The organism is Cystobacter fuscus (assembly GCF_002305875.1).
GTDB classification, from domain to species: Bacteria; Myxococcota; Myxococcia; order Myxococcales; family Myxococcaceae; genus Cystobacter; species Cystobacter fuscus_A.
In genome coordinates, this window is the sequence record NZ_CP022098.1 from 380731 (window position 1) to 401158 (window position 20428).

The 20428-nt window shown below is 66.0% G+C and carries 15 protein-coding genes, 2 tRNA genes and 3 rRNA genes; 11 read left to right on the top strand and 9 right to left on the bottom strand.

Translation table 11 applies throughout. The features are described from left to right. The first annotated feature begins 101 nt into the window (after positions 1-101). A complete protein-coding gene (locus tag CYFUS_RS01625) occupies positions 102-986 on the top strand; it encodes a hypothetical protein (protein ID WP_095983613.1) in 885 nt (294 codons plus the stop codon). On the opposite strand, the gene CYFUS_RS01630 is transcribed toward CYFUS_RS01625, so the two are convergent. The 3 genes from CYFUS_RS01630 to CYFUS_RS01640 form a co-directional block, all read right to left on the bottom strand. Next, entirely contained in the window at positions 974-1654 is a 681-nt protein-coding gene (locus tag CYFUS_RS01630) for a TetR/AcrR family transcriptional regulator (protein ID WP_157758173.1), read from the bottom strand. The genes CYFUS_RS01625 and CYFUS_RS01630 overlap by 13 nt on opposite strands. A gap of 152 nt (positions 1655-1806) precedes the next feature. Beyond that, positions 1807-3378, bottom strand: a complete 1572-nt coding sequence (locus tag CYFUS_RS01635; RefSeq protein WP_095983615.1) for an aromatic amino acid hydroxylase — start codon at positions 3376-3378, stop codon at positions 1807-1809. Between the two features lie 71 nt (positions 3379-3449). Next, the gene (locus CYFUS_RS01640) at positions 3450-4385 is read right to left on the bottom strand and encodes a LysR family transcriptional regulator (RefSeq protein ID WP_095983616.1); all 936 of its coding nucleotides are present in this window, start codon (positions 4383-4385) and stop codon (positions 3450-3452) included. Positions 4386-5593: 1208 nt separating this feature from the next. Here CYFUS_RS01640 and CYFUS_RS01645 point away from each other — a divergent pair. The 6 genes from CYFUS_RS01645 to CYFUS_RS01670 all read left to right on the top strand — a co-directional run bounded on the left by CYFUS_RS01645 (position 5594) and on the right by CYFUS_RS01670 (position 11667). Next, positions 5594-7129, top strand: a 16S ribosomal RNA gene (locus CYFUS_RS01645). A 177-nt stretch (positions 7130-7306) separates the two neighbouring features. Then, positions 7307-7383: transfer RNA gene (locus CYFUS_RS01650), tRNA-Ile, on the top strand. A 65-nt stretch (positions 7384-7448) separates the two neighbouring features. After that, positions 7449-7521: transfer RNA gene (locus tag CYFUS_RS01655), tRNA-Ala, on the top strand. 249 nt (positions 7522-7770) lie between these two features. After that, positions 7771-10737: ribosomal RNA gene (locus tag CYFUS_RS01660) — 23S ribosomal RNA — on the top strand. 168 nt (positions 10738-10905) lie between these two features. Continuing rightward, positions 10906-11022: ribosomal RNA gene (gene rrf / locus CYFUS_RS01665) — 5S ribosomal RNA — on the top strand. Together the 16S, 23S and 5S rRNA genes with 2 tRNA genes alongside form the textbook arrangement of a ribosomal RNA operon. A gap of 195 nt (positions 11023-11217) precedes the next feature. Further along, positions 11218-11667, top strand: a complete 450-nt coding sequence (locus CYFUS_RS01670) for a hypothetical protein (protein WP_095983617.1) — start codon at positions 11218-11220, stop codon at positions 11665-11667. Between the two features lie 27 nt (positions 11668-11694). Here the strand turns inward: CYFUS_RS01670 and CYFUS_RS01675 are convergent, their stop codons facing one another. Continuing rightward, positions 11695-11898: a SlyX family protein gene (locus CYFUS_RS01675; RefSeq protein WP_095983618.1), complete on the bottom strand. Its 204-nt coding sequence runs from the start codon at positions 11896-11898 to the stop codon at positions 11695-11697. Between the two features lie 64 nt (positions 11899-11962). Between CYFUS_RS01675 and CYFUS_RS01680 the strand changes: the two genes are divergently transcribed. Further along, positions 11963-12259, top strand: coding sequence for a hypothetical protein (locus tag CYFUS_RS01680; protein WP_095983619.1), 297 nt, complete (start codon positions 11963-11965; stop codon positions 12257-12259). A gap of 12 nt (positions 12260-12271) precedes the next feature. On the opposite strand, the gene CYFUS_RS01685 is transcribed toward CYFUS_RS01680, so the two are convergent. The 3 genes from CYFUS_RS01685 to CYFUS_RS01695 form a co-directional block, all read right to left on the bottom strand. Then, positions 12272-13183, bottom strand: a complete 912-nt coding sequence (locus CYFUS_RS01685; RefSeq protein WP_095991737.1) for a tetratricopeptide repeat protein — start codon at positions 13181-13183, stop codon at positions 12272-12274. Between the two features lie 144 nt (positions 13184-13327). Continuing rightward, positions 13328-13675 carry a hypothetical protein gene (locus CYFUS_RS01690; RefSeq protein ID WP_095983620.1) on the bottom strand — a complete coding sequence of 116 codons (348 nt, stop codon included), beginning with the start codon at positions 13673-13675 and terminating at the stop codon, positions 13328-13330. A 158-nt stretch (positions 13676-13833) separates the two neighbouring features. Next, positions 13834-14259: a hypothetical protein gene (locus tag CYFUS_RS01695; RefSeq protein ID WP_095983621.1), complete on the bottom strand. Its 426-nt coding sequence runs from the start codon at positions 14257-14259 to the stop codon at positions 13834-13836. A gap of 231 nt (positions 14260-14490) precedes the next feature. Here CYFUS_RS01695 and CYFUS_RS01700 point away from each other — a divergent pair, with 231 nt between their 5' ends. Together CYFUS_RS01700 and CYFUS_RS01705 are read left to right on the top strand one after the other, a co-directional pair. Further along, on the top strand, positions 14491-16230 hold the full coding sequence (locus tag CYFUS_RS01700) for a glycerol-3-phosphate dehydrogenase/oxidase (RefSeq protein ID WP_232537300.1): 1740 nt from the start codon (positions 14491-14493) through the stop codon (positions 16228-16230). A 172-nt stretch (positions 16231-16402) separates the two neighbouring features. Continuing rightward, positions 16403-18253, top strand: coding sequence for a S8 family serine peptidase (locus CYFUS_RS01705; RefSeq protein ID WP_095983622.1), 1851 nt, complete (start codon positions 16403-16405; stop codon positions 18251-18253). A 10-nt stretch (positions 18254-18263) separates the two neighbouring features. Here CYFUS_RS01705 and CYFUS_RS01710 read toward each other — a convergent pair whose 3' ends face one another. Continuing rightward, on the bottom strand, positions 18264-18737 hold the full coding sequence (locus tag CYFUS_RS01710; protein WP_095983623.1) for an anti-sigma factor family protein: 474 nt from the start codon (positions 18735-18737) through the stop codon (positions 18264-18266). After that, entirely contained in the window at positions 18734-19330 is a 597-nt protein-coding gene (locus tag CYFUS_RS01715) for an RNA polymerase sigma factor (RefSeq protein ID WP_095983624.1), read from the bottom strand. Before CYFUS_RS01715 ends, CYFUS_RS01710 begins: the two co-directional genes overlap by 4 nt. A 214-nt stretch (positions 19331-19544) precedes the next feature. On the opposite strand from CYFUS_RS01715, the gene CYFUS_RS53745 reads away from it, so the two are divergent. Further along, positions 19545-20423: a hypothetical protein gene (locus CYFUS_RS53745; RefSeq protein WP_095983625.1), complete on the top strand. Its 879-nt coding sequence runs from the start codon at positions 19545-19547 to the stop codon at positions 20421-20423. The last annotated feature ends 5 nt before the right edge of the window (positions 20424-20428 follow it).

The following is a 20428-nucleotide window of genomic DNA, read 5'->3' on the forward strand; positions in this document are numbered from 1 at the left end:
GGACGACAATCGGGGCCGGGATGGCTGGACGAAATGATGACCAGGAGGCAAATTGGGGCTGACCGAACGGTCAGACTCCCCTCTTCGCTCCCGAGGCCCCCATGGCTGACGCCCTGCTGCCCACTTCCCTGCGACCCGGCTTGTACTCCTCCGTGGCGGACACGCCCCGGGAGGATCTCCTCAAGGCGTACCGGGAGTTCCTCGAGCAGCGCAACGGGGACATGGACTTCACGAAGGGCTTCTCGCGGCGCGAGGCGTGGCTGGGCGAGGCGGCGAGCTGGGAGGCTCGGTTCGCGGGGGCGGTGGACGCCGAGTCCTTCAATCGGGCGTACACGGACTTCGGCGAGGTGAAGAACCTGCCGTTGCCGGTGTTGGCGCTGCTCACCTTCGTGAAGGCCAACGCGGGCGAGGCCTACGGCGTGGAGGTGGTCAACCGCGTGCGCCAGAAGCGCCAGGACAGCACCCAGCTCTTCCATCAAATCGAGCGGCTGTTGAGCTACGAGGAGACGTACCACACGCGCATCCTCATTGGCGCCACGCAGCACTTCGGGGTCCAGGTGAAGGGGGCGTGGAAGCCGAACCTGCAGCTGCGCCTGCTCATCGGGACGCTGGCCTACGCGCCGGGAGTGTTCTTCCATCCCATCCTGCTGGCGTCGGAGATTTCGGGCGTCTTCGTCTTCCAGTGGATGCTCAAGCGGGTGGGGGAGATCTTCCGGGATCAACCCGCGGTGCGCGAGTCCATGGAGCAGCGGCTGACGGAGATCCTCGTGGACGAGGTGGGGCACGTGGCCTTCAACCGCATGGCGGTGGGGGCGCGGGGCCTGGCGGCGGCGCGCAGCATGGCGCCTGGGGTGATGCGGGGGGTGATTGGCACCACGCCCGAGTACCGGGCGCTCGGGTTCGACGAGAACGTGCTCAAGGAGATGGAGCGCTTCGACCTGCACCACCTGCCCGAGGAAGTGCGGCGCCGCTCCTACTTCGTCTGACGGCGGGGGCGCTTGCGGCGGGCCGGGGGGGGGCGGGGCTCGGCGAAGAGGTAGCGCTTGATGATGAGTCCCGCCTCGCCGAGCCACCGCTCGCGCCAGGCGGCCTCGTCGCTCTCGGGCCAGCCGGAGGTGGAGCGGCGCATGGCGAAGGAGGTGAGCAGGAGCAGGCCCACGTGGCCCACGGCGGCCTCGGGGTCCAGCTCGGGGCGGACGTGGCCTTCGCGTTGGCCCTGGCGCAGCACGTCCACCGCGATGCGAATCCAGGGCTCCATGCCCTGCATGAGCACGGACATATGGGGGCTGTCCGCATCGAGCACCTCGCGCAGGAAGACCCGCGCGGCGTCCTGTTCGGTGTCGAAGAACTCGCGCAGCTGCTCCATGACGCGCTCCAGCCGTTCCGCGCTCTTGTCGGTGAAGGCGCCGAGCAGCAGCAGCAGGTGGCGGTTGGAGTGCTCGATGAGGGAGTCGAGCACGGCGGCGTGCAGGGCCTCGCGCGAGGGGTAGTGGTAGAGGAGGGCCTGTTTGCTGATGCCCACCGCGAGCGCCACGTCATTGACGGAGATGGCGCCAAAGCCACGCGAGGCGATGAGGTGTGTGGCTTCGCGGCGGATACGCTCGCGCAGGCCCTGGGCGGGGGGCTTGCCCGCGCGAGGGGGAGGGGTCTTCACCGGGGGATCAGCGTTTGGGCTCTTGCGGCGCATGGCGGGACAGAGGCGAGGCGGTCATGCCGCTCGCGCTTCGTCTGGGGACTATCCCACGCCATTCGCGGAGAGGAAGAGAGTGACGGGCCGGTCGTGCCAGGCCCCCGGGAATCCAGGGTTCAGGCGCGCGCGGCCTTCAGCTCGTCGACTTCCGTCCGGAGCAACCAGTCCTCGGGGAAATCGGAGGCGGCCCGGGAAATCTGCTCGAGCCGCCGGACATCCAGGTTCTTGGACTCGCGCTGGGCGCGTACCTCGCGGTAGAGCGCCGCGAGCGAGGGGTGCAGGGCGGAGGCCTTCTTGGCGCGGGCCTGGGCTTCGCCTTCGCCCTCGGTGAAGGCGTTGAGCTCGCCGAACCAGCGGTCCCAGGTGCCGGGGTCCGCCGGGCCGCCGGCCACGGAAGGCAGACGGGAGGAGAGGAAGAGTTGAGCCACGCTGGGCAGGGCCACGGGTCGGCCGGCGAGCTGCCCGCGCAGGTTGAGCACCTCGCCCCCGCCCGCGGCGAAGCCCTGGAGCTTGAGCCCGCTGGCGAGCTCGAGCTGGAAGGGACCCCGGTCGGGGAGCGCTCCGGCACCGAAGGCCACGAGCGCGAGTCCCGGCCAGGGCTTGCCCTCGGCCTTGCCGCCGCGGGAGACGAGCACGGGGCCATCGAGCCGCACGAGCGCGGTGGAGAGCCCCTCGGCGACGGGGTGGAGGCCGGGGAGCATCTCGACGACGCGGGCGGTCACCTCGCGGCCATCGGCGAGCACGAGGTGGTTGACCGTCCCGGCGCGCAGCGCCTCCTGGAGACCGAAGTCCCCGCCGCGCTTCCAGGCGAGCGTGGCCTCGAATTCCTCGAGCACTTCGAAGAGGTGCTCGAAGTCACGGGCCACGAAGAGCTGGGGCTGCATGCGGGTGATGTCGTACTCGGTGTCCGCGCACTGGATGCTCAGGGGGACCTTCTTCACCTCGGACGTGAGACAGTGGCGGGCCTCGCCGATGCTGGAGAGCAGCCCGGCGCCGTAGATGCGGGGAGCGTCCAGGGAGCCGATGAGGCCGTACTCGGCCGTCCACCAGTAGAGCCGGGAGGCGCGGGTGCTCTCGCTGACATAGCGGCGGCTCTGGTTGGCGGCGTCCAGACGGGCCTCGGCGTGGTGGATCTGCTCCGGGGTGGCGGAAGGGTCTTCCTTGACCACGCTCAGGTTGCGGATGGCCTGGAAGACGGCCTCGTCCTCCACGGTGGAGATGGCCTTGAAGCCCACGAGTCCGCAGCGCTTGAGGTACTCGGCGTAGCGCGCGTTGGCGATGATGGGAGCGTGACCCGCGCTCTCGTGAACGATGTCCGGGGCGGGGGTGTATTGGATGTGCTCGTGGGTGCGGATGTCCGCCGCGATGGCGAGCACGCCCAGCGACTGCAGCTCGGTGAACACGGCGGGGGGAATGAAGCCGCGCACGCTCACCGCGCCCCAGCCCAGCTTGGAGAGCTGCTCGTTCATCTCATCCAGACTGGGGATGCGCTCGGTGCCGATGCCCGTGGCTTCCAGGCCCTCGAGGTAGATGGGATGCGCCTTGCCGGCGAGCTGGCCGCGCAGTTGCCGGAGGATGTGCCGCCAGACGGCCTGGTCCCTGGGCGTGTAGGACGCATAGTCCTGGCTCACCACGTAACGACGCAGGTGGGCGGGCAGACGGGCGAGGGTCCGTTCAGTGGGGGTCATCGTGGTTCCTCCCGGAGGAACCAAATTTAGGGAGGAAGGAGCGGGACGGAAATCCGATAAAAAACGACGTCCTAGTCGATTTTCCGCCGTTTCGACGCGAGGCGCTGACGCAATCCGTCGAGGACGAGTCGAGCGGTTTCGGAACTGGGGCCGCTGGAGGAGCGCAGGGCGACGACCTCGACGGCTTGGGGCTCTTCCTCGCGCAGCAGCCAGACGGAGAGGTCTTCGGGGAAGGAGCGCAGCAGCCGGAGGTCGGGAGCGATGGCGCAGGCCTGGTAGGCGCGCAGCAGATCGAAGAGGAGGAGGAAGCTCTGCACACGGGCCACTTCGCGCACGGAGACGTCATGGGCGTTGAAGCGGGCGCTGTTGGCGGTGCCGTAGGGGTCATCGCGCTGCCAATCGATGAAGGATTGGCCGGCCAGGTCGCGCACATGGAGCGAGCGACGGGAGCGGTGGCGGGTGGCCAGCTCGCTGCCGGGGCCGCAGAGCACGACGAAGGGCAGATGGAGGAGGGATTCCGCTTCGACGCCGCGATGGGGCGGGAGGGGAGTGAAGTCCACGGCGAGGTCGAGCTGCCGGGTCTGCACCTGTCGCACGAGCTCGAAGGTGCCGCCGAAGCTGACCTCCAGTTTGATGTGGGCGCGGGCCACGTCTCCGGCGATGCCGGCGAGGAGGAAGTGGGAGAGGGTGGGGTTGAGGCCGAGCCGCAGGCTCGGCTCGGTGCTGGCGAGGTCGCGCAGTCGTTTGAGATCGAGCTGGTGGAGGGGCGTCTGGGTGCCCTCGTAGAGCTTTTCGCCGCGAGCGGTGAGGTGGAGGCGGCGGCCGGGGCCGCGTTCCAGGAGGGGCTGGCCGTCGGCGAGGGTGGATTCCAGGGCGCGCAGGTGCTCGCTGACGACGGAGCGGGCGACGCCGAGGTGCTCGGCGGCGGCTTCCAGGCTGCCGGATTCGACTGCGGCCGCGAAGGACTCGAGCCAGACGAGGTGTCGTGGGAGCTTTCGGGGAGGCATTCAGCCCTTCCTTGTCATGGGGAACATGTGTCCGCCGGGCCGGGGGAGCGCCGGGGCGGGGCATTGGGGCTCGCTTCCCCGAACGGCCGATGAACGTTGAAGGCCCACGGTTGAAGGCCCAAGAAGGATAGGCCGTGCGTGGGGCGGATGGCGCATGGAGCGGCTCTTCGGGGCGCGGAGTCCTGGAGACCAAGGACGGCGAGAAGAGAAGAGGTTGGGGGGCGTGAAACATGCCGGTGCGGAGGGGAAGAAGAAGTGGGCAGACGCCTGTTGACTCAAGACACGGCGGTGATAGAAGCCGCGCCCCCACGAACCGGCGAGGTCGCGCAGGCGGCGGAAGCGGAACGTGGGAAGAAGGAGTCGACGAAGCGGTGTTGACTCGAGACGCGGCGGTGGTAGAAGCCGCGCCCCCTCGGACAGGAAGGCGAAGCCGCGCTGGCGGTGGGACACCTGGGCGAGAAAGAAGAAATAGGGAGTCGACGAAGTGATGTTGACTCGAGACGCGGCGGTGGTAGAAGCCGCGCCCCCACGAACCGGCGAAGTCGCGCAGGCGACAGAAGACGGAGAGCGGGGAAGAGGAAGTCGACGAAGGATGTTGACTCCCCTGGGACGAGGCGATAGAAGCCGCGCCCCCTCGGACGGGAAGGCGAAACCGCACTGGCGGTGGGGACCTCCGGACGAGCGCAGCAGAGAGAGACGAAATAAAAAGTCGACGCAGCGAGGTTGACTCGAAACGCGGTGGTGGTAGAAGCCGCCTCCCCCGAAGCCGAAGAAGTCGCGCAGGCGACCCGACGCGGTGGGTGGGAAGAAACGAGTCGACGAAGCGAGTTGACACGACGGGCGGAACGGCAGTAGGTTCCGCGCCCCACGAAAGAGAAAAGCAGCTCTCCTTCGCGGTGAACCGGAAAAGCGAAGCGGCAACGGCCGCTTGACAGCCGAAACGGTTCAGAATACAAGAGCCGCCCCGCTGAGTCGAAGCGGTGAGGTCGAGCAGGACAGTAGCACAGCAGGACAGCCGGTACAAGCGGCTCGGTCTTTGAAAACCAGATAGCAAACCCAAAGAAGACAGATTGCGGAAACCGCAGTCAATTCTAAGACGGGTTCTTCAGCGAGTCGGCGGGAGTCGATTGGCGAGAATCCGATGAACAGCGAAGTCAGGTGTCCCCTTAGCCGGGCCCTGGCCAAGCCGGTTCAACCCTTCAAAAATTCAATTGGAGAGTTTGATCCTGGCTCAGAACGAACGCTGGCGGCGTGCCTAACACATGCAAGTCGAGCGCGAATGGAGCAATCCTAGTAGAGCGGCGCACGGGTGCGTAACACGTGGATAATCTGCCTGGGTGTCTGGGATAACCAGTCGAAAGATTGGCTAATACCGGATAAGCCCCCGGGAGCTTCGGCTCTTGAGGGAAAAGGTGGCCTCTGTATACAAGCTATCACATCCAGATGAGTCCGCGGCCCATCAGCTAGTTGGCGGGGTAATGGCCCACCAAGGCGACGACGGGTAGCTGGTCTGAGAGGACGATCAGCCACACTGGAACTGAGACACGGTCCAGACTCCTACGGGAGGCAGCAGTGGGGAATTTTGCGCAATGGGCGAAAGCCTGACGCAGCAACGCCGCGTGTGTGATGAAGGTCTTTGGATTGTAAAGCACTTTCGACCGGGACGAAAACCCCTGGGCTAATACTCCAGGGCTTGACGGTACCGGGAGAAGAAGCACCGGCTAACTCTGTGCCAGCAGCCGCGGTAATACAGAGGGTGCAAGCGTTGTTCGGAATTATTGGGCGTAAAGCGCGTGTAGGCGGCTTTGCAAGTCGGATGTGAAAGCCCTCGGCTCAACCGAGGAAGTGCGTTCGAAACTGCAGAGCTTGAGTACCGGAGAGGGTGGCGGAATTCCCCAAGTAGAGGTGAAATTCGTAGATATGGGGAGGAACACCGGTGGCGAAGGCGGCCACCTGGACGGTCACTGACGCTGAGACGCGAAAGCGTGGGTAGCAAACAGGATTAGATACCCTGGTAGTCCACGCCGTAAACGATGAGAACTAGGTGTCGTGGGTGTTGACCCCCGCGGTGCCGTAGCTAACGCATTAAGTTCTCCGCCTGGGAAGTACGGTCGCAAGACTAAAACTCAAAGGAATTGACGGGGGCCCGCACAAGCGGTGGAGCATGTGGTTTAATTCGACGCAACGCGCAGAACCTTACCTGGTCTTGACATCCTCGGAAGGCCTCAGAGATGAGGCGGTGCCCGCAAGGGAACCGAGAGACAGGTGCTGCATGGCTGTCGTCAGCTCGTGTCGTGAGATGTTGGGTTAAGTCCCGCAACGAGCGCAACCCTCGCCTTTAGTTGCCGCGCAAGCGGATCTCTAGAGGGACTGCCGGTGTTAAACCGGAGGAAGGTGGGGATGACGTCAAGTCCTCATGGCCTTTATGACCAGGGCTACACACGTGCTACAATGGCCGGTACAAAGCGTTGCCAACTCGCGAGAGGGAGCTAATCGCATAAAACCGGTCTCAGTTCAGATTGGAGTCTGCAACTCGACTCCATGAAGGCGGAATCGCTAGTAATCGCGGATCAGCACGCCGCGGTGAATACGTTCCCGGGCCTTGTACACACCGCCCGTCACACCATGGGAGTCGATTGCTCCAGAAGTCATCTCACCAAGAGGTGCCCAAGGAGTGGTCGGTAACTGGGGTGAAGTCGTAACAAGGTAGCCGTAGGGGAACCTGCGGCTGGATCACCTCCTTTCTAAGGAGACCGGGTGCACGGTGAGCGCTTCGGCGCCACAGGGTGCACCAGCGACGCAAGTCGCGTAAGGTCAACCAGGTCAACGTTTCTGCAACTGTCGAGGGTTTGCTGTCTGGTTTTGAGAGGCCGAGCGAAGAGGCTCGGTTCTTTGAAAGAGACGGTAGCTGGAAATCCACTGGGCCTATAGCTCAGCTGGCTAGAGCGCGCGCCTGATAAGCGCGAGGTCGGTGGTTCAAGTCCACCTAGGCCCACCAATTTCCCACCGGGGAGATTGGGGACGCGACGACAGCCGGCAGGTGGAGGGACAGTGACACATTCAGGGGCTGTAGCTCAGTTGGGAGAGCGCCAGCTTTGCAAGCTGGATGTCGTCGGTTCGATCCCGTCCAGCTCCACAGTTTACTGACGAAGTTGGAGTCAGGACGTTCTTTGACAAGTTCATACGAAGGGTAGAAATCAATTTCTGCTGAGAAGTTCTCAGCGTCGATTGAGGTGACAGCTCGGCTGCGATAGCGGCCTGGCGGTGAACCTCACGACGCAATCAAGTGAATTCTTTCGGGTCCGCGGCGAAGAGCCGGGGCCTGGATCTTGGTCTCGAGTTTCAAGGCCACTCGCCGGGAGGCGGGCTGGTGAGGGATTAAGGTAAGTAAGCTACTAAGGGCGTGCGGTGGATGCCTAGGTGCCAAGAGGCGAAGAAGGACGTGGGTGGCTGCGAAAAGCTCCGGGGAGTTGCCAACCGAACGTTGAGCCGGAGATGTCCGAATGGGGAAACCCAGCGCGGTGAAAGCCGCGTTACCTCAGCCTGAATCCATAGGGCTGAAGGAGCGAACCAGGGGAAGTGAAACATCTCAGTACCCTGAGGAGAAGAAAACAACGAGTGATTCCCAGAGTAGCGGCGAGCGAAATGGGAGGAGCCTAAACCGGTGTCATGAAAATGGCATCGGGGTTGCGGGTCCGCGGTAGGACTCTGGTTTGTTAGCGGAATCACCTGGAAAGGTGGACCAAAGGGCGTGACAGTCGCGTACGCGAAAACGAACTGGAGCCGAGCGGGGTACCCAAGTAGGGCGGGACACGTGCAATCCTGCCTGAATCTGCCGGGACCATCCGGTAAGGCTAAATACTCCTTGGCGACCGATAGTGAACTAGTACCGCGAGGGAAAGGTGAAAAGAACCCCAGTGAGGGGAGTCCAAAGAACCTGAAACCGCATGTCTACAAGCAGTCCGAGCACTACGGGGCAACCCAGTGCGAGGGCGTACCTTTTGCATCATGATTCGGCGACTTAATGTACGTAGCGAGGCTAAGCCGATAGGTGGAGCCGGAGCGAAAGCGAGTCCGAAACGGGCGAATGAGTTGCGTGCATTATAACCCGAAGCGGGGTGATCTACACATGGCCAGGTTGAAGTGAGGGTAACACCTCATGGAGGACCGAACTCATGAAAGTTGAAAATTTCTGGGATGAGCTGTGTGTAGGGGTGAAAGGCCAATCAAACTCCGTGATAGCTGGTTCTCCCCGAAAGATATTTAGGTATCGTCTCGAGTAATTCAATGCTGGAGGTAGAGCACTGGAACGGCTAGGGGTCTCACCAGATTACCAAACCGTACCAAACTCCGAATGCCAGCAATTGTTAGCTCGGGAAGCAGTCAGTGGGTGATAACGTCCATTGGCAAGAGGGGAATAACCCAGACCGACAGCTAAGGCCCCCAAGTCTAGTCTAAGTGAACACTAGAAAGGATGTGGCAAGTCATTGACAACCAGGAGGTTGGCTTAGAAGCAGCCATCCTTTAAAGAAAGCGTAATAGCTCACTGGTCGAGACAGGCCGCGCCGAAAATGTAACGGGGCTCAAGACTAGCGCCGAAGCTTCGGATTGCATGCGTCAGGCGCATGCAGTGGTAGGGGAGCGTTGCAACAGCAGTGAAGCCAGACCGCAAGGGCTGGTGGAGCGGTTGCGAGTGCTGATGCCGAAATGAGTAGCGATAAAGGGGGTGGGAAACCCCCTCGCCGTAAACCCAAGGTTTCCTGGGTCAAGTTAATCTTCCCAGGGTTAGCCGGGACCTAAGCCGAGGCCGAAAGGCGTAGGTGATGGCAAGCAGGTTAATATTCCTGCGCCATCTTGTAGACGTTGAACCGAGGAAGGACGGAGAAAGCTAGGCGAGCTGACCGGTGGTTGTGTCAGTCCAAAGGCGTAGGGGTGTCGCGTACGACTAAAGGCGCGGCAGTCATCCCCGAGACCCCATGGCACCCCTCACGGGGTAAGTCGCTGATGCTCGGCTTCCAAGAAAAGTTCCGCGGGGAGTCTACAGGGTGTCCGTACCGCAAACCGACACAGGTGGGTGAGGAGAAAATCCTAAGGCGCTTGAGAGAACTCTCCTCCAAGGAACTAGGCAAATTTCCACCGTAACTTCGGAAGAAGGTGGGCCTCTGCCAGGTGTAGGCGTACAGCCGAAGCCGAGAGAGGTTGCAGAGAAATGGCGGTAGCGACTGTTTACCAAAAACACAGGACTCTGCGAAGGCAAGAAGCCGACGTATAGGGTCTGACTCCTGCCCGGTGCTGGAAGGTTAAGGGGATTCGTCAGCCGCAAGGTGAAGCGATGATCCGAAGCCCCAGTAAACGGCGGCCGTAACTATAACGGTCCTAAGGTAGCGAAATTCCTTGTCGGGTAAGTTCCGACCTGCACGAATGGAGTAACGACTTCCGCGCTGTCTCGGAGAGGGACTCAGCGAAATTGAAATAGCTGTGCCGATGCAGTTTACCCGCAGCAAGACGGAAAGACCCCGTGAACCTTTACTACAACTTGACAGTGACACTAGGGTTCGACTGTGTAGGATAGGTGGGAGCCTTTGAAGCCGGGCCGCTAGGTTCGGTGGAGGCAACGGTGAAATACCACCCTGTCGGATTCTGGTGTCTAACCATGCTCCCTCACCGGGAGTTGGAACACTGTCTGGTGGGTAGTTTGACTGGGGCGGTCGCCTCCCAAAACGTAACGGAGGCGCGCGATGGTTCCCTCAGCCCGATTGGAAACCGGGCGGCGAGTGCAATGGCATAAGGGAGCTTGACTGCGAGACGGACACGTCGAGCAGGTGCGAAAGCAGGTCATAGTGATCCGGTGGTCCTGAATGGAAGGGCCATCGCTCAACGGATAAAAGGTACTCCGGGGATAACAGGCTTATCTCCCCCAAGAGTTCACATCGACGGGGAGGTTTGGCACCTCGATGTCGGCTCATCGCATCCTGGGGCTGGAGCAGGTCCCAAGGGTTTGGCTGTTCGCCAATTAAAGCGGTACGCGAGCTGGGTTCAAAACGTCGTGAGACAGTTTGGTCCCTATCTGCTGTGGGCGTAGGATACTTGAGAGGCTCTGACCTTAGTACGAGAGGACCGGGTTGGAGACACCGCTGGTGTACCAGTTGTCTCGCCAGAGGCATCGCTGGGTAGCCATGTGTCGATTGGATAACCGCTGAAAGCATCTAAGCGGGAAACCGACCTCAAGAACAGGTATCCCGGGCGCAAGCCCCCGAAGACCCGTCGAAGACGACGACGTTGATAGGCCGGGTGTGTAAGCGCGGTAACGCGTTGAGCTAACCGGTACTAATAGGTCGAGAGGCTTACTTTACCTCAATCTCTCAACAGCCCCACCGGGAGCGGTGGGTGGTACGAGAGTCGAGGCCAGGGTCGAGGCCCCGAGCGAGCGCGACAGCGCGACGCCGGGCCCGGAAGAAGGCACGAGCACTTCGCAGTGGAAGTTGGTTTCACATACCCTTCGTATGAACTGTCCTGTTTTTCCGGTGGCAATGTCGGAGGGGTCCCACCCGTTCCCATCCCGAACACGGAAGTTAAGCCCTCCAGAGCCGATGGTACTCCGCGGGAAACCGCGCGGGAGAGTAGGTCGCTGCCGGATTTTTTTCTGAAGGCCCCGAGTCCGCACCGTCAGGTGTCGACTCGGGGCCTTCGCCTTTTGCGGGCTTCCTCCCGGCGGGCGCCCAAGGCCCGTCCGCTGGGCGACACGCGTTGCTTCTTCGTGCTTTCGTACTGGCAGTGCTGCTCCAGGCTTGGTTGATTGGCGTTCATCCATTCAACCCGGAGCGCTTTGCTCATGAAGCAGCTGTCGCGTCCTCTCGTCGCCGTCCTCCTCGCGCTTGCCGTGTGCCTCGCCTCGACTGAGTCGGAGGCGAGATCAGAATTCCGTCTGACGCTCGGCGCCGACTATCAGATCAACCAGGGTGCTTTCTTCGACCTCACCGGCGCGGTTGACTTCATCTTCCTCGGGCCCCTGTCCATTGGCGCTCGCTTTGGAGCGATGCTGGCGACCAGCCCCACGTCGTTCGGAATCCCCATCGATCTGGATCTGCGCATCAGCCCCCGGGGCGCGCCCATCTACCTGGAGGCGCTCGTCGGCCCGTGGCTGCGCTTTTCCGGCGAGTTCGTTCGCGCCCACGGCGCCTTTGGCTTCGGCTACCAGAACAGGTCGTTCACCTTCGGCCTCGAAGTGGGCTGGCTCACGCCCAGTCCCCACGTCGGTCTGCGAATCGGTTGGCGTCTGTAGCCCCACGGCTGGCGGAGTGGCCGCCGCTCAGTAATGCGGTGGCTTCTCCTGCCGCTGCGCATCCACCAGGCCGGGCTCGCCCTCGAGCTTCTTCTTGATGAGGGCGAGTTCCACTCGAACTCCCTCCAGCTCGCGCCCCTGGGCGTACAGCACCTCGCTCAGTTCCTGCAGCAACTCCTGCTGCTGCATGTAGCGCAGCTCCAACTCCACGATTCGCGATTCGTCGTCCATGTTCCCTGGGATAACCCGGCCCCGGCCATGTTGTCCCTCCCTCGTGTCTCCGGGAGTCCCCTCCATGGATGCGTCCCGTCACCTTCAGCGCGCCCGTGAGCTCCTCGAGCGGGGTCGGCCCGAACTCGCCGAGTCCGCCTTGAGTGATGCGATCGACGCCGCGGTGCTCGCCGAGGATCTGGTCGTGCTCACGCGCGTGCGCATGGCGCTCGGCAGTCTCCTGGTCGAGCAGCACCGTGAGGAGGAGGCGATTGCCTTCCTCCAGGCCGTCGTGCGAACCGAGATCGCCGATGGCTCCGTGGACGCTGAAGTGAAGGCCGCCGCGCAGTTGCTCCGGCGCATTCGTGGCATCCCCGAGTAGGCGCTTCCGTCCTCAGGGGGTGATGCAGGCGGTCCGCACCGCGTCCAGCCGCTCGGGAAACCGGCGCTCGAGGTCCATCCGCGTCGCCGTCACCGCGTCCGTCCTCCCCATGCTGCGCTGAATCGCACACAGCGCCGACAGGGCCTTCATGTCCGTCATGTCCAGGCGGTCCGCCATCCTCAATGCTTCCTCCGCCCCCTGGATGTCCCCCAGCCGGAACGCCGTGACGCCCAGGTGGTAGTACCCCATCGCCAGCTTCGGATCCGCCTCCACCGCCTTCGAGAAGAGTTGCCGCCCTTCCTCGAGCCGCCCCTGGTCCACCCGGACGAGGCCCTCCTCCAGCCACAATCGCGCCTTCCCCAGGTTCTCCCCCTGCGTCCTGAGTACTTCCAGGGCCTCTTCTCCCTGGTGTGCCGCGCTCAGCAGCCGCGCGTACCTCACGCCCACTCCCTTTCGTCCGGGCTCCTTGTGGTACGCCTCCTCCACCGACTTCAGCGCCCCCGCGAGGTCGCCCTCCGCCTCCCGGAAGTCCGCCCGCAACAACGCCGATCGGGCATCCCCCGGTGCCACTTCCTCCGCCTTCCGGAGGGATTCCTCCTCGCACCGGTTCATCCGCTGCCCATGGCAGATCCTCGCCATCAGCAGCTGCGTCTCCACTGAATCGGGCTCCCTGCGCTCCGACTCCTTCGTCAGCTCGTAGGCATCCATCGGCGAGCCCTCGCGCAGCAGCTCCGCCGCCTCCCTCAGGTCCGCTCCCGTGGCCTTCGGGTGGTCCTTCAATGGCTTCAACAGCGCCACCCGCTTCGCCGAATCGGGAATCGCCCGCGCGATCGCCAGCTCCTGCTCGGGCATGTTCCTCGGCAACAACAGCAACAACAGGTGGAACACCAGCGCCGCCAGGCAGACGAGCAGCACCTTGCGCACGCCTGGATCCATCCCGAAGCGACGGGCTCGGTCCTGACTCTCTGCTCGGGGGGCTCCCGGATCCTCTCGGGCTTCTTCGGCGCGTGGCTCGTTCAACACTCGTTCCCTCGAGGGTAGGGGCTTCACTGTATCCGCGGGTCCTGCTCAGGACACCGCCCGGAGTCGCGGCCGGGGCGAGGCGGGCAGTTCCTCCCCGCAGTTCCAGCACAGCTCGAAGTTCCCCGGGCTGCCCTCTCCACAGCACGGACAGTCCACGATCCGCTCCGCCTTCTCCTTGCCCTCTTCCACCTCGGCTTCCAATTCCCTCGCGCGCGCGACTTCCTCCTCCGGAAGCCACAACTCCACCCACGTCTCCGTGTTGGGAATCTCCCCGCCCAGCGGCGAGAGGGCCTCGCCTCGCACCTCGACCGAGAACCCCGAGCCCGACAACAGGCCTTCTCGAAGTCTCGCCTCTCCCACCGTCCGGTGGACCGAGAACCGCACTCGCTTCATGCCGTCTCTCTGGCATGGTCGCCCGCCGCCGGCAACCCGACGTGCGCCCCCCCATACCCAGGCCCCCTCCGCCCCCGGTCTTCCTCCCCAGGAAAGCAGCCGCTCAGGCGCCAGACATCCCCCGGTCCCCTCCGGGGGGACGTCCGTCGCGGCCCCCCTCACTCCTGTTGCCGCAACTCGTGGGGCAACACCGCGTAGGCGTGCCTCGGCGAGCGCGCGTGCAACTCCTCCGTCAGGAGTTCGTCCAGATCCTCCAACAGCGCGTCGTAGGGTGAGCCCACTCCTCGTATGGGTTGCCCGGGATGGGCCCCCGCTCTCACCCGCGGTGCTTCCTCCCCCTCGAACGCCAGGCTCACCGCCATCCCCGTCGGGCCTCCCGGCGTGGGCAGCACGATGACCGGTGCCGGCTGGCGTCTGGCTTCCTCCACCAGTGGACCCAGCCGCTCCTGCTCCTCCACGGTCAGCGCCCGCTCCAGTACCGTCTCCCCCTGCACCAGGATGCGCAGGTTCCTCATGCCCTCGATCCGCACCGCCTGCGCCCCCGTGTTCGTCCTCCCGCTGCGCTCGTACGTCAACGTGCTCACGCGCCACCTCCCCACTTCGCGCTCCAGTGGTGGAGGTATTCATGCCCCGTCTTCCAGGCACCTCTCCCCCTCGTCCGCACGACACTCCCCGACGCTCCCTCCCGGTGCAGTGTCCGTTGCTTCTCACCCTCCCTCCCCTCATTGCCTCTTCGTCGCCCCTTCGTTACCCCCTTGACGCGCCGCGTTTCGTTCCCACTGCCACCCAATCCCCTTCGCCGCTAGACTCCCTCCGTGACTCCTGAATCCGCCGCCCCGAGTGCCCTGGTTCCCCTCTCCCGCCAGGAGCTCCAGTCGCTCGTTTCCCTGCCCGCTCCCCGTCCGCCCGCTCCTCGCTCCGAGCGCCTGCTCGCCCTGTCGTCCCAGGCCTTCGATGTCCTCGTCATCGGCGGCGGCATCACCGGCTGCGGCATCGCGCGCGACGCCGCCCTGCGGGGCTTGCGTGTGGCGCTCGTGGAGCGCGAGGACTTCGCCTCCGGCACCTCCAGCCGCTCCTCCCGCCTCATCCACGGCGGCGTGCGCTACCTCGAGCATGGCCACCTCGGCCTCGTCTTCGAATCCAGCATCGAGCGCTACCGGTTGCTGCGGCTCGCGCCCCACCTGGTGCGTCCCCTGGCCTTCGTCTGGCCCGTCTACAAGGGCGCCCGCCTGAAGCGCTGGAAGCTCGCCGCCGGCCTCAAGCTCTATGACGCCCTGGCCCTCTTCCGCAACGTGCGCAACTCGCGCCTGCTCAACCCGCGCCAGGTCTCCGACACCTTCCCCGGCATCCGCTCCGAGGGCCTCACCGGCGGTGCCCGCTACTACGACGCCGCCACCGATGATGCCCGGCTCACGCTCGCCAACGTGATCGCCGCCTCCGAGGCCGGCGCCGTCATCCTCAACCACGCCTCCGTGCGCGCGCTCCTCCTCGAGAACGGCAAGGCCCAGGGTGCCACCGTCGTCGACATGCTCACCGGCCAGGAGCACACCGTGCGCGCCCGCGCCGTCGTCAGCGCCACCGGCCCCTGGAGCGATGAGATCCGCAAGCTCGATACCCAGGAGGGCTCGCAGGGCTCGCCCGCCGTGCGCGGCTCCAAGGGCGTGCACATCGCCGTGCCCCGCGAGCGCCTGCCCACGCCCCCCGAGACCGCCATCACCCTCCTGTCGCCCGTGGATGGTCGGGTGATGTTCATCCTCCCCGCCGCGACCCACACCATCATCGGCACCACCGAGACCCCCACCCAGGCCCACCCCGCCGAGGTGCGCGCCAGCGTGTCCGACCTGGACTACCTCCTCGCCTCCGCCAACGGCCTCTTTCCCGACGCCCGCCTGGTGCGCGAGGACGTCGTGAGCGCCTGGGCCGGCATCCGCCCGCTCGTGGCGAGCGCCTACTCCGGCTCGGGTGACGCCAACAGCGCCAGCCGCGAACACGCCATCCAGACGAGCCCCTCGGGCGTGCTCGCCATCTCCGGCGGCAAGCTCACCACCTACCGCGTCATGGCCAGTGACATGGTCAACGCCGTCGAGAAGGTGCTCGGCGTGTCCCACCAGAAGGCCCGCACCGGCTCGCTCGCGCTGCCCGGCGGGGACTTCGCCTCGTTCGACGCGGAGCTCGCCGCCGCGCGCGCCGAGGTGGGCCGTGACGACGTCGCCCTCCACCTCGTGCGCTCCTACGGCAACCGCTGGCGGCTGCCCTGGGCCCTCACCCGCGAGCGGCCCGCGCTCGCCGAGCCCCTCGCCCCCGGTCTGCCCTACCTGCGCGCCGAGGCCGTCCACGGCGTCACCCACGAGTTCGTCCACTCCCTGGATGATCTGCTCGTGCGCCGCCTCAAGCTGGCCTTCGAGACGCGCGACCTCGGCCGCGCCGCCGCCCGCATCGCCGCCGCCGACATGGCCCCCCTGCTGGGCTGGAGCCCCGAGGACGTCGAGCGGCAGCTCGCCGAGTACTCACGTCACGTGGAGCGGTTGTTCGGAATCGAGCCCGCCTCGCGCTGACGGTCACACTCCCCCACCCCGAGGCCCTATCGCCGGGCGAGTAGACGGCCTAGCCTCGCTCCCCAGGAATGGGCTCGGCGCATTCACCGTTGGTGATGCCCGGCCCGTAGGCGCGGAGCACCGGCGTGGTGCGATCCCCCGTCGCTAACGGGGTGCAAGGAGACGTCACGACATGAGGCGACTGGTTCTGTTGGGCCTGCTGGGAATCGCGGGGGGCGGCTGCGGGCTCAAGCCCCCGGATGACGATGTCGTCGAGCCACAGGAGCAGCCGTTGTGCCCGGAGCTCGTCGTCCAATCGAAGGCGGTGCCCACCGCGTCCTCCCTCGCCACGGGCTCGGCCTCCTCCGCCCTGTCCTCCTCCGGCGATGCCCAGCCCATGCTGGTGCGCTTCCGTCCCCAGTCGGGCCTGCGCACCGCCGCCGCGCTGCGCGGCCGAGAGGCTCGCGTGCGCTCCCTGGGCGCCCGCGTGAAGCGCCACTGGCCCTCGTTGGATGCCATGGCCCTCTCCCTCACCCCGGAGGTCCAGGCCCGGCTCGCCAAGGATCCCGACGTGCTCTCCATCGAGCCGGATCACGAGGTGTTCGCGCTCGGCAACGTCTCCACCTGGACGCGGCCCACGGCGGCGGCGTCGTCCACGCCGAGGCTCGAGGGTGGTGGCATCCCCTCGGAGTACACCCAGGCCCTGCGCATGACGCAGGCCAACGAGGTGTGGGACCCCAACAACCAGGGCTCGCTCCAGGAGGGGGCGCCCAACGGCTCGGGCCGGACCGTCTGTGTCGTCGACAGCGGCATGGACCTGCAACACCCCGAGCTCCAGGTCGTCTACGCCGGGGGCAAGGACTTCGTCGATGATGACGACGAGCCCGAGGACAAGGACGCGCAGGGCGTGTGGGGCGGAGGCCATGGCACCCATGTGGCGGGCATCATCGCCGCGCAGCCCGGTGTGCACGGCAACGTGAATCCCAATGACCCCACCCTGAGCCCCTCGGGCGTGGTGGGGGCCGCGCCGGGCGTGCGGTTGCTCGTCGCGCGCGTGCTCGACACGGACGGCAGCGGCAGGGTGTCCGACGTCATCTCCGCCGTCGAGTGGTGCGTGGAGAAGAAGGCGAACATCATCTCGCTCTCGCTGGGCTCGCAGGATAGCAGCGACCTCGAGAAGGAGGCCTTCGACAAGGCGAAGGCCGCGGGGCTGCTGTCCTTCGCGGCCAGTGGCAACGGCGGCGAGACGGCCACCGAGGAGTCGCGCGTCTACCCGGCCGCCTATGACTCCGTCATCGCCGTGGGCGCGGTGGACGAGAAGGCCGAGCACCCCAAGTTCTCCCAGACGGGCCCCCACCTGGACTTCGTGGCCCCGGGCGTGAACATCTACTCCACCTATCCCCGCGGCAAGGCGCCCTACGCCAACCTGTCGATCGGCGGCACCTTCTACGCCTCGTCGGCCCTGGATTACGTGCCCTTCGAGGAGTACGAGGGCAAGCTCCTCCACTGCGGTCAGGGCAAGGGTCTGCGCTCCTGCCCCGAGGCCACCTGCGACGGCTTCGTCGCCTACGTGGATCGCGGGGGCGACATCACCTTCGCCGAAAAGGTGCGCAACGTGCGCTCCCAGGGCGCGCGCGCCGTCATCATCGGCAACAACGATCCCGAGGATGACGAGTCGCTGCTCTTCACGCTCGGCTCCAATGCGAGCTGGCCCCCGGTGACGGCGGTGACCACCACGCTCGTTCCCACCTTCCTCGCCCAGGTGGGCCAGAACGTGCGCCTGGGCATCCAGGGCAGCGACTACGCCTTCAGCACGGGCACCTCCATGGCCACGCCCTATGCGTCGGCCGTCGCCGCGCTGGTGTGGAGCGCCCGCCCGGACCTCCAGAGCGACCAGGTGCTGGAGATCCTCCAGAAGTCCGCCCGGTACATCCCCAACCCCGCGCAGCCCGCGCAGACGGGCCACAACGAGGTGTTCGGCTACGGTCTCGTGCAGGCCAGGGCCGCGGTGGAACGGGCCCTCGTGTACCCGTCGTCCCCCTGAGACGGCTGGCTCACCAGGGAGGCTGGGTGGGCGAAGCCAACAGGCATGCTCCCACCCGGGCCTCCATTCGGGCCACCGCCTCGATGCCCGGATCCGTGCACATCTCCACCCGGGCCATGGACACGAGCCCGTCTCCCCAGGGCTCCTCGGGGCGGGCCGTGGGGCGCGCCATGGGCAGCAGGCCGAGCGTCACGCACGACACCAGCGCCGCCGCGGCCCACATCCCCCCGCGCCACTCCTTCAGCCAGGAGCGCGACGGCGCGGGCCGCAGCCGGGCCTCCCACGCTCCCGTCTCCAACGCCCGCCGCGCGGGTTGACGCCTCGCCCGCCGCGCCATCCACCCGCGCTCCACCCTCAGCCACTCCAGCGTCCGCGCGCACGTGTCACACGCGGCCGCATGCGCGCCCACGCGACCGGCTTCCTCCGCGGACAACTCTCCGGCGAGCAGGGCGTCCAGGTCCGACTCGCGGCAGGGGAGACTCATGGCCGACCTCCTGTTCCCACGTGCCCGGCCAGCCGCTCGCGCAACTGCAACCGGGCCCGGTGGATCTCATTCTTCACCTTGGGCAGTGACCAGCCCATCACCTGGGCGATGTCCTCGTAGGCCAGCCCATGGTCGATGCGCAGCAGCAGCGCCGCCCGGCGCTCCTCGCGCACCTCGCCGAGGGCCTCGCTCAAGAGGCCCTCCAATTCGCGATCCAACAACCACGTCTCGGGGGTGGGCGAGGGCCGCATCGCCTCCAGCAGGGGCTCGTTCTCCTCGGAGGCGACGTCCAGGTGCGTGGCCTGGCCGCGGCGCGACTCCAGATAGACATGGCGCGCGATGCCCAGCAGCCACGAGACGAACCGCGTGTCGTCACGCAGCGCTCCGAGCCGCGCATGCGCCCGCACGAACGTCTCCTGGGTGGCCTCGTCCGCGGCGGCCTCGTCCCGCAGCAGGTCGCGCAGGAAGCGCCAGACGGCGGGCGAGTGCTGCTCGAAGAGGCCACGGAAGGCGGCCGGGTCTCCTCGCCGCGAGCGGGCGACGAGCCGTCGCTCGGTGTCGACGGCCGGTACCGCGCTGCCCGTGAAGGGCATTCGGATCGCGAAGAGATGGGCCACGCCTCACCGTGACACGAAGCCGCCGGAAGTTTCACCCGTCCCCTCCTTTCATTCCGCTTTCCGCCGTCCGGCCCGTTCCCCCGCCCCAAGAGCAGCCTGGGAGCCAGCCCTTCCCCGCGTCCGGGTGGGTGTCTTGGTGAACGATTCCCACCTTGCGGGCAGGTAGGGGTTCACGACGAGGAGGAGTGAGATGCGCGGAGCCATGTGGATGGCGCTGGCCTTGCTGGGGAGCACCCCTCTGGTGGCCCTGGCGCAGCAGCAGGGCGCGGTGGGGCAGCAACAGCAGCCCGCGGCGGGACCGACGGGCGCGGCCAGCATCCAGCAAGGACAAGACACGGCGGGCCCGGGCACCTTCGGGCCGTTCTGGCTGCAGGGCAACGGGGGGTTCAATGGCGTGCCCTTGCAGAACAACACCCAGACGGGAGGCTCGGGGCTGCAGGGAACGAGCGGCACCGGAACGGCTGGACCCGGGGGGCCCACCTATCGGGGGACCACTCCAGAGATGCCCTCCGCTTCGCCGTTCTTGAGCCCGGAGACGGGCACGGGGGCGGCGGGAACGGGGGGCTCAGGTGGAACCGGCGGTTCGGGTGGCAATGCCAGCGCCACGGGAGGCAGCGGCGGGCAGGGAGCGTCTCTCTCCGACCTCCAACGGCGCGTGGAGGCCCTGGAGCGCGAGGTGTCCAATCTGCGCGGGACGGGAGGCACGGGCGGGGCAGGGGGCTCCGGCACGGGGGGCTCGGCTTCGGCTCCCCGAGGCACGAACGACACGGCGAACACCTCCCGGGGCAATGACGCTCAGCCGGTCACGGTGGTCACCGTGGAGTTCGACGGGCGCGTGCGCGACGTCACGCCCCAGCACATCGACGTCGTCGACGTCACGGATGGCACTGTCTCCCGGCTCGCCATCGATGATCAGACGCGGGCATTCAAGGGCTCGACGCGCCAGCAGATCCCCCTCAAACAGATCTCCGAGGGCGCGCGGGTGCGGACCTCGTTCGCGTACGTCGACGGTGTCGAGCGTGCGCGCGACATCGTCGTGCGGTCCTCGCCGCGCAAGTCCCAGAAGTAGGCCCA

What these genes read in the sequence shown, in the direction of transcription:
- CYFUS_RS01705 (WP_095983622.1), top strand. Translation starts at nt 16,403, where the DNA reads ATGAGGCGACTGGTTCTGTTGGGCCTGCTGGGAATCGCGGGGGGCGGC.
- CYFUS_RS01635 (WP_095983615.1), bottom strand. Translation starts at nt 3,378, where the DNA reads ATGACCCCCACTGAACGGACCCTCGCCCGTCTGCCCGCCCACCTGCGT.
- CYFUS_RS01675 (WP_095983618.1), bottom strand. Translation starts at nt 11,898, where the DNA reads ATGGACGACGAATCGCGAATCGTGGAGTTGGAGCTGCGCTACATGCAG.
- CYFUS_RS53745 (WP_095983625.1), top strand. Translation starts at nt 19,545, where the DNA reads ATGCGCGGAGCCATGTGGATGGCGCTGGCCTTGCTGGGGAGCACCCCT.
- CYFUS_RS01680 (WP_095983619.1), top strand. Translation starts at nt 11,963, where the DNA reads ATGGATGCGTCCCGTCACCTTCAGCGCGCCCGTGAGCTCCTCGAGCGG.
- CYFUS_RS01710 (WP_095983623.1), bottom strand. Translation starts at nt 18,737, where the DNA reads ATGAGTCTCCCCTGCCGCGAGTCGGACCTGGACGCCCTGCTCGCCGGA.
- CYFUS_RS01625 (WP_095983613.1), top strand. Translation starts at nt 102, where the DNA reads ATGGCTGACGCCCTGCTGCCCACTTCCCTGCGACCCGGCTTGTACTCC.
- CYFUS_RS01640 (WP_095983616.1), bottom strand. Translation starts at nt 4,385, where the DNA reads ATGCCTCCCCGAAAGCTCCCACGACACCTCGTCTGGCTCGAGTCCTTC.
- CYFUS_RS01670 (WP_095983617.1), top strand. Translation starts at nt 11,218, where the DNA reads ATGAAGCAGCTGTCGCGTCCTCTCGTCGCCGTCCTCCTCGCGCTTGCC.
- CYFUS_RS01715 (WP_095983624.1), bottom strand. Translation starts at nt 19,330, where the DNA reads ATGCCCTTCACGGGCAGCGCGGTACCGGCCGTCGACACCGAGCGACGG.
- CYFUS_RS01690 (WP_095983620.1), bottom strand. Translation starts at nt 13,675, where the DNA reads ATGAAGCGAGTGCGGTTCTCGGTCCACCGGACGGTGGGAGAGGCGAGA.